Origin of the sequence: Reyranella sp. (assembly GCF_050185545.1) — a bacterium.
GTDB lineage: Bacteria > Pseudomonadota > Alphaproteobacteria > Reyranellales > Reyranellaceae > Reyranella.
Map to the genome: position 1 here is coordinate 1 of NZ_JBFWZI010000294.1, position 6,160 is coordinate 6,160.

Annotated in this window: 7 protein-coding genes; all 7 read left to right on the forward strand. The window is 67.3% G+C overall.

The annotated features are described in order from the left end of the window. Positions 1 to 49: 49 nt before the first annotated feature. A complete protein-coding gene (locus tag AB7O82_RS36415; protein WP_428555416.1) occupies positions 50 to 808 on the forward strand; it encodes a hypothetical protein in 759 nt (252 codons plus the stop codon). Between the two features lie 15 nt (positions 809 to 823). Further along, entirely contained in the window at positions 824 to 2,089 is a 1,266-nt protein-coding gene (locus tag AB7O82_RS36420) for a hypothetical protein (RefSeq protein ID WP_428555413.1), read from the forward strand. A 153-nt stretch (positions 2,090 to 2,242) separates the two neighbouring features. Further along, positions 2,243 to 3,019: a hypothetical protein gene (locus AB7O82_RS36425; protein WP_428621718.1), complete on the forward strand. Its 777-nt coding sequence runs from the start codon at positions 2,243 to 2,245 to the stop codon at positions 3,017 to 3,019. Positions 3,020 to 3,284: 265 nt separating this feature from the next. Beyond that, positions 3,285 to 3,722, forward strand: a complete 438-nt coding sequence (locus AB7O82_RS36430) for a hypothetical protein (RefSeq protein WP_428555408.1) — start codon at positions 3,285 to 3,287, stop codon at positions 3,720 to 3,722. A 122-nt stretch (positions 3,723 to 3,844) separates the two neighbouring features. Then, positions 3,845 to 4,078: a hypothetical protein gene (locus tag AB7O82_RS36435; RefSeq protein WP_428555405.1), complete on the forward strand. Its 234-nt coding sequence runs from the start codon at positions 3,845 to 3,847 to the stop codon at positions 4,076 to 4,078. Next, positions 4,075 to 5,883, forward strand: coding sequence for a hypothetical protein (locus AB7O82_RS36440; RefSeq protein ID WP_428621720.1), 1,809 nt, complete (start codon positions 4,075 to 4,077; stop codon positions 5,881 to 5,883). The genes AB7O82_RS36435 and AB7O82_RS36440 overlap by 4 nt, the downstream gene beginning before the upstream one ends. Beyond that, the coding region (locus tag AB7O82_RS36445) for a phage tail protein (RefSeq protein WP_428621722.1) at positions 5,883 to 6,160 on the forward strand (278 nt) is incomplete at its 3' end. The genes AB7O82_RS36440 and AB7O82_RS36445, both read left to right, overlap by 1 nt.

Sequence of the window (6,160 nt, forward strand, 5' to 3'; positions counted from 1 at the left end):
GCCATGGAGAGGCCGATCGTGGCCTCGCACGACCAGGAGGTGCGCCCCGATGCCCGTACGGATTTATGCCAATCATTTCTCTGCCGCGTCGCAGGTCTATCGCGTCGATCAGAACGGGTTGACGCCGGCCATGCGCGGACTTGCCCAGAGCGTCGCCCGCATTGCCGCCTCGGCCGTGCCGGAGCTCGTCGACAACTCGGGCGGTGCAGCGGCCGATGGGACGCTCGACGCCATCGCGGCGTTCACGCCAGCGGCACTCGGAACGGACGATGCCGTGCAGAAGGCGGCGCTCGAAGCGGGCTTCGCCACCATCGTCGACGCGCTGAAGGAAATCCTGACCCAGTGCAATCAATTGCACGCCAAGGTGCCGGCGCTCGCGGGCGTGCTGGTCGACAATCTGTCGGGAACGGCCGCCGACGGGACGATCGGCGTAATCTCCACCTCCTACAGCGGCGTGGGGGCGTCCATGGCGTCGGCCGTCGGCGCCAACGCCGTCCTGACGGACCTCCGCAACCGGATCGCCCAGCTCGGCTACGCCGTCGACACGCTTTCGGTCGCCTGCGGCGTGCCGCCTCTGGTCGACAATTCCGGTGGCCTCGACTCGACCTCCCTGGTCGTCGCGGATGTCGCGGTCTCGACCGGAGCGCCAGCCTCGGGCGCCGACACCGGCGCCGCCAATGCCATCGTCAAGGCGGCGAACGCCACGGCGGTGATGGGCAGCGTCGCCGACGCGATCAAGGAACTCGCAACCAAGCTCAACGCCTGCCGGTCGGCGACCGGCGGCACGGCCCTCGTCCTTGCCGCCTGAGCCGGGAGCCTCGACATGTCGATCCTCACGCGAAAGACCCTGGTGTACGCCGAGCTCGAAGGCAGCTACGGCATCGCGGCGGCACTCACCGATTCGACGAGCCCGATGCTGGTAGAGGACGCCGACTACAAGCTCGACGTCAGCAACATCCAGCGCAACCTCTACCGCAACGACCTTTCGCCGAGCGCCGACATCATCACCCGAAAGATGGGCAGGATGTCGTTCAAGCACGAGCTGCGCGGCGGTGGAGCGGTCGGCACGGAGTGCCGAATGGGGCGATTGCTGCGCGGCTGCACCATGGTCGCCACCAACCGGGGCGCGGCCTGGTGGGGCGCCTTCCTGGCGGCCGCCCAGCCCAACTCGCCGGCGGTCAGTTGGAATGGCGGCGGAAGCCTGTCCGCGCTCGCCGAGCCCAAGACAATCCACGTCCAGGTCACCACCAGTGGGGGCTCGGGCGTGGCACGCTGCTCGATCAGTTACGACGACGGCACCGCGACCCAGACCAACGTCGCCATGGTCTCGGGCTCTGCGCTGTCGCTGAGCGGCGGCCTTGCCGCGGCAACGATCACCCCGACCTGGTCGGGCACGCTGGTGACGGGACAGGCCTGGGTGGCGACGGCGTGGCCGCCGGGAATTCAGTACCTGCCGTCGTCGGACGAGGGCGTCTACGGCAGCCTCACCATTCGCATGTACAAGGATGGCATGGCACACCTGCTGACCGGCGCCTACGGCTCGTTCAAGATCAACGCGCAGGCGGGGCAGCGCGCCAGCGTCGAGTTCGAGTTCACGGGCTTCTACAACGCGCCGACTGACGTGCCGCTGCCGGCCAATCCCGTGTTCGAGACCACTTTGCCGCAGCAATGCGAGCTCGGCCGCCTGCATCTCGATGGCTTCGGCGTGGCGAGCCCGATCGGCAATATCTGTGCCGTCGACACCTTCTCTTACGACATCGGCAACAGGATCGATCCGCGCATGTCGATCAACGCCGCCGACGGCTTCACCGGCGTTCGCATCACCGAGCGCAGCTCGACCGGAGGCATCGATCCCGAGGCCACTCTGGTCGCGCAACAGGATTTCTGGTCCAAGCTCGCCAACGGCCGGCAGATGCCGTTCGGCATGCGTGTCGGGACGGCGGCCGGCAACATGTGGGCGATCCATGCGCCGGCGGTGCAGTACACCGGCCTCACCTACAAGGATCGCAACGGGCTCGCAGCACTCGACGCGGCGCTGCAGTTCAATCGCCTCAACGGCGACGACGAAATCCTGCTCTACGTCTGTTAGCCGCTCGAAACACAAGAAGCGGGTCCCTCGGGCCGCACCGGTAACGGTGCGGCCCTTCTTTTCCGTCGGTCAGAGATGCGCCGATCGACCTGAAATCGACTACGGCGTCGCGGACCATGATGGTACGATTCGATCGAAGAGGGAGGAGGTCGCTTGGCATCGCCCGCTCGCCGTCTTTCTGGTCGAAGGATGTGGAAGCTCGGGACTGCTCTGGTCGTCGCAGCCCTGTTGGCGATCGCAATGGCTGCCGTCCCGGCTGCCGCCGACCGGATTGTCCCGGCCGGCGATGAGCGTGCGACCCCGAAGAGCACCGTCGTCATCCTGCCGTTCACCGTGTGCCCGACCTGTCCGCTGCCGGGCGTGCTGGCAGGGTTGAAGGTCGATCCGAGCGATGTCGTCAGGGTCCATGCCGCCCTCGGCAAGAGGCTCGATGCCGCTGTCTACGCGACCGTCACCAGCGGGCGGGCGACCATGACGCAGGTGGCCGGGAAGCCATCCCGGCTGGACATCCTCGAGGTCTACACCAGCGGTGGCCAGCTGGCCCTGGCGACCCGTGCGGCGGACGGCTCGTACGAGATCGCCCTTCGTCAGCCGAAACCGGAGCGTGGGCAGTCAGGCGTCAAGGTTTCGGCACCGCCGACATGGGGAACCAAGATCGAGACGGATCCGACGGACGGATCGCAGTCGGTTTATCTCGCGACCCGATCGCTCGGCAGCGTGCAGGAAGGGACCGCCGATGATCGGCCTGGGATACTCGTCGTGAGATGCCTGCGGGGCAGGGTCTCGGTGGTGATGTCCTGGCCGCGCTTCCTGGGGCTGCGCAGGGGCCAGACCATTCAATGGAGCCTGGACGCCGCGCCCTGGGTTTCGGAGTACTGGGCGATCTCCTCGGACGGTGCCTCCTGGGGCCCTGGTCCGCCCCCTTCCTGAAGCGGCTCTATGCGGCCAGGCGACTGGCTGTCCGCGTGACGCCCTATGGCCTGCCGGCCCAGACCCTCGAGTTTCGGCTCGACGGCCTCGAGGTGGATGCTGCCCCGCTTCGGGATGCCTGCAATCTCAAATAGCCGCGACGCCTCTGGCCGGAGCGACACGTCGCTGGCCGCAGAAGCGATCCACCCCGTCCCACCCAGGTAGGCGCCACGAGCCCGGTTGGTATCGTGCTCGCATAGTCGGCAGCATCCCGGGGAAGGGCGGAATGGCGATCAAGGCTCTCACATTGTCGTCCGTGAAGGTGATCGAATCGGACAGCGATCCGGCCAGAGGCTCGGCCGACGCCACGAAATTCACGATCGGCGCGATCGACGCTTTCGTGTCGGCCTACGTGTTCGACCGCACGCTCACCTTCACCGAGAACGATGCCGGCGGCGTCGCGATGGCCCAGGTCAAGATGAGCGAAGCCAATCTCGAGGCCGTCCGCTTCGGCCTGCGGGGCTGGGAGAATCTCAGGGACGATCGCGGCAATGACGTGCCGTTCACGACCGCCGACCGCATCGTCATGGGCAAGAAGTACATCGCGGTCGCCGACGAGTGCCTTGCCCTGCTGGGCCAGGACCTGGTGCGCGAGCTCGCCAACGCCATTCGCAGGATCAACGAGGTGACGCCCGACGACGCAAAAAAATCCGTCGCGGCGTAGCGGCGCTCGTCCTGCTGCCGGAGCGCGTCTGCAGCACCTGCTCGGCGCGCCAGCAGAGGGAGTATGGCTGCAACGCGCGGCAGGACGGGACCGGCGCCTGGATCGACAAGGCGGTGGCGCCCGTGATCTTCGATGGTGCCGAGTCGTGGGCCTGCCCACGCCGCCCGGTGAAGGATGAGCCAGCTGCCTTCGCCGAGCTCATGGGGCTTTATGCACTCTACGCGGAAGGTGTGTTGGCCGACGACGGCTCGATCATGGGCCAGGCCGTCAAGTACGTGACCCTCATGCGTCTGGTGCACTCGGTCGTTACGGAGTGCCAGGCGCAACAGCGAGAGGAAGCCAGGAAACGACCATGAACGCCCGGACAGAGCTGAACCTCGTCGTCAGGATGCGCAACGAAGCGGCCGAAATCCTCAGGAAGCACGGCGAGGAGACCAGCCGCGTGGGTGCGGCCTATCGGCTGGTGAACCGGCAGATCGAAGTCTTCCGCGAGTCGCTGCAGCAGACGGCAAAGGGAATGATAACCCTGACCGGCGCCGTACGCGCCGCGAGGGCGGACGTTGCCGGCAACCCTGCGCTGATGGCGCGGCTGGCCGGTGACCCGGCCCAAGGTTCGGAGACGGGCAGGGACGTCGCACCGGAAAGGATCGTGCATCGCATCACGCAGCATGAACCGGTCCTCGTTCGGTCGCACAGGGCGCTCGATCAGGTCGACGAGGTTGGCCGGGACGAAGGAAGAAGCATTGGCGGACCTGGCGGACCAGGGGCCGCGGCAGACGGCTGGGAGGGAACCGGGCCGCGAGGCCATCGCGGTGCTCGAGCTTTCGGAGGGCAGGAATTCCATTTCGGGCTGCGCCAGGGCCGCGCCCTTGCGGCAGTGTTGGACATACCCGACCTGGCGGCCGTCAATGAGCTGAAGGCGGCAGTCGACGCGACCTTGCGCAATCAGGTCCTCCTGATGCGCAGCCTCCCCGCGGCGTCTCTCTGGCAGGAGAGCAGGGGACTTGGTCCGGCCATCGGGCACTCATCGCAGATGCCGATCGAACCAGGGATGCTGGAGGCCCTCATGGGCAAACGTGCCCCTACCGCCGAGCTTATGCCCGCGTATCCGACCCGGGAGGCTTTCTCGCGATCCATGTTCGACGCCTCGTCCGTTGTCACCACGATCGCCGCGGGCAGGCGCGAGCTGATTGCTGAAATCAGCGCCTGGCTCTCGTCGCTGTCGCGGGAGGTGACCCGGGCGACGATGCAGATCAAGGAACGGCCGGAAATCGAGGACGGCAGGAGGAGCGAGGAACGCTTGCTCGAGCGGCTGACGCTTGGGTTGAAGCACCTCGTGACGACCGGCTGGCGGTTCGAGGAGTCTGCCCCGGATCGCGGGGTCTGGTCCCCGGAGCGCGGCGTCCCTGCCGCCGAGAGCGTCTTCGGTCGGCGAGCCTCGGCCGTGATGGTTCCCGAATGGATCGGGTCGACTTCCGACGGCGGCGCGATCGGCACTCACCTGCGCGATGTAGCTGCGGACTGGCAAGCCTACGGGAGCGGGATCGCCAAGGCATTGGGGGCCACGGACCAAGTCCTGGCTGGCATCCTGACGCAGACCAGGGATTGGCGGTCTGCCATGCACAGCCTGATCAATTCCGTCGTGGCCGACTTTGCGCGAATGGCCATCCGGCAGAATGTCACCGGGCCCCTGGCTGACGCGATGTTCGGCGGCGGCCGCAGTACTGGTGATGGCGGCCTCCTGGGGCGTGCCTTCGGGTGGATCACCTCGCTGTTCGCCGGCGGCGGCGTCATGACGAGCCATGGTCCCGTGCCGCTGCGCACCTATGCGTCGGGCGGCATCGCCACCAGGCCACAGCTTGCGCTGTTCGGCGAGGGCTCGACGCCGGAGGCCTATGTGCCGGTGCCCAACGGCCGCATCCCGGTGACGCTGCGCGGCAGCAGCCCGGGCGTCGGCAGCATTGCCACCAACATCGTGATCAACATGACGGGAGGAAGCGGTGGCGCCGCCGGTACCGTCGCCGGTCCCGATCCGGCCGAGCAGGCGCGCAACATCGGAGCGCTGGTGAGCGCGGCCTTCAATCGCAATCTCGCCGAGCAGATGCGTCCCGGCGGCCTGCTCAATCCTGCCGGCACTCTCGGCACCGGCCTGGCCACCTGATGCCGACGACCACGAGCTTTCCGGCCATCGCCGCGTCGTTCGGAACCGAGCTGTCGCGGATGCCGCGGACGCTGAAGAACGCGTTCGGCAATGGCTACGAGCAGCGCGCCGGCGATGGCTTGAACGCGTCGCCCCAGAGCTGGCAGGTCGCGTGGGAGGGCATTGCCTTTGCGGAATGCACCACGATCGACTCGTTTCTCTCCGCGCAGAAGGGCTACCTCGCCTTCCTGTGGACGCCGCCCGGTGCCGGCAGCGCGCTGCAGTTCAAGTGTGAGAC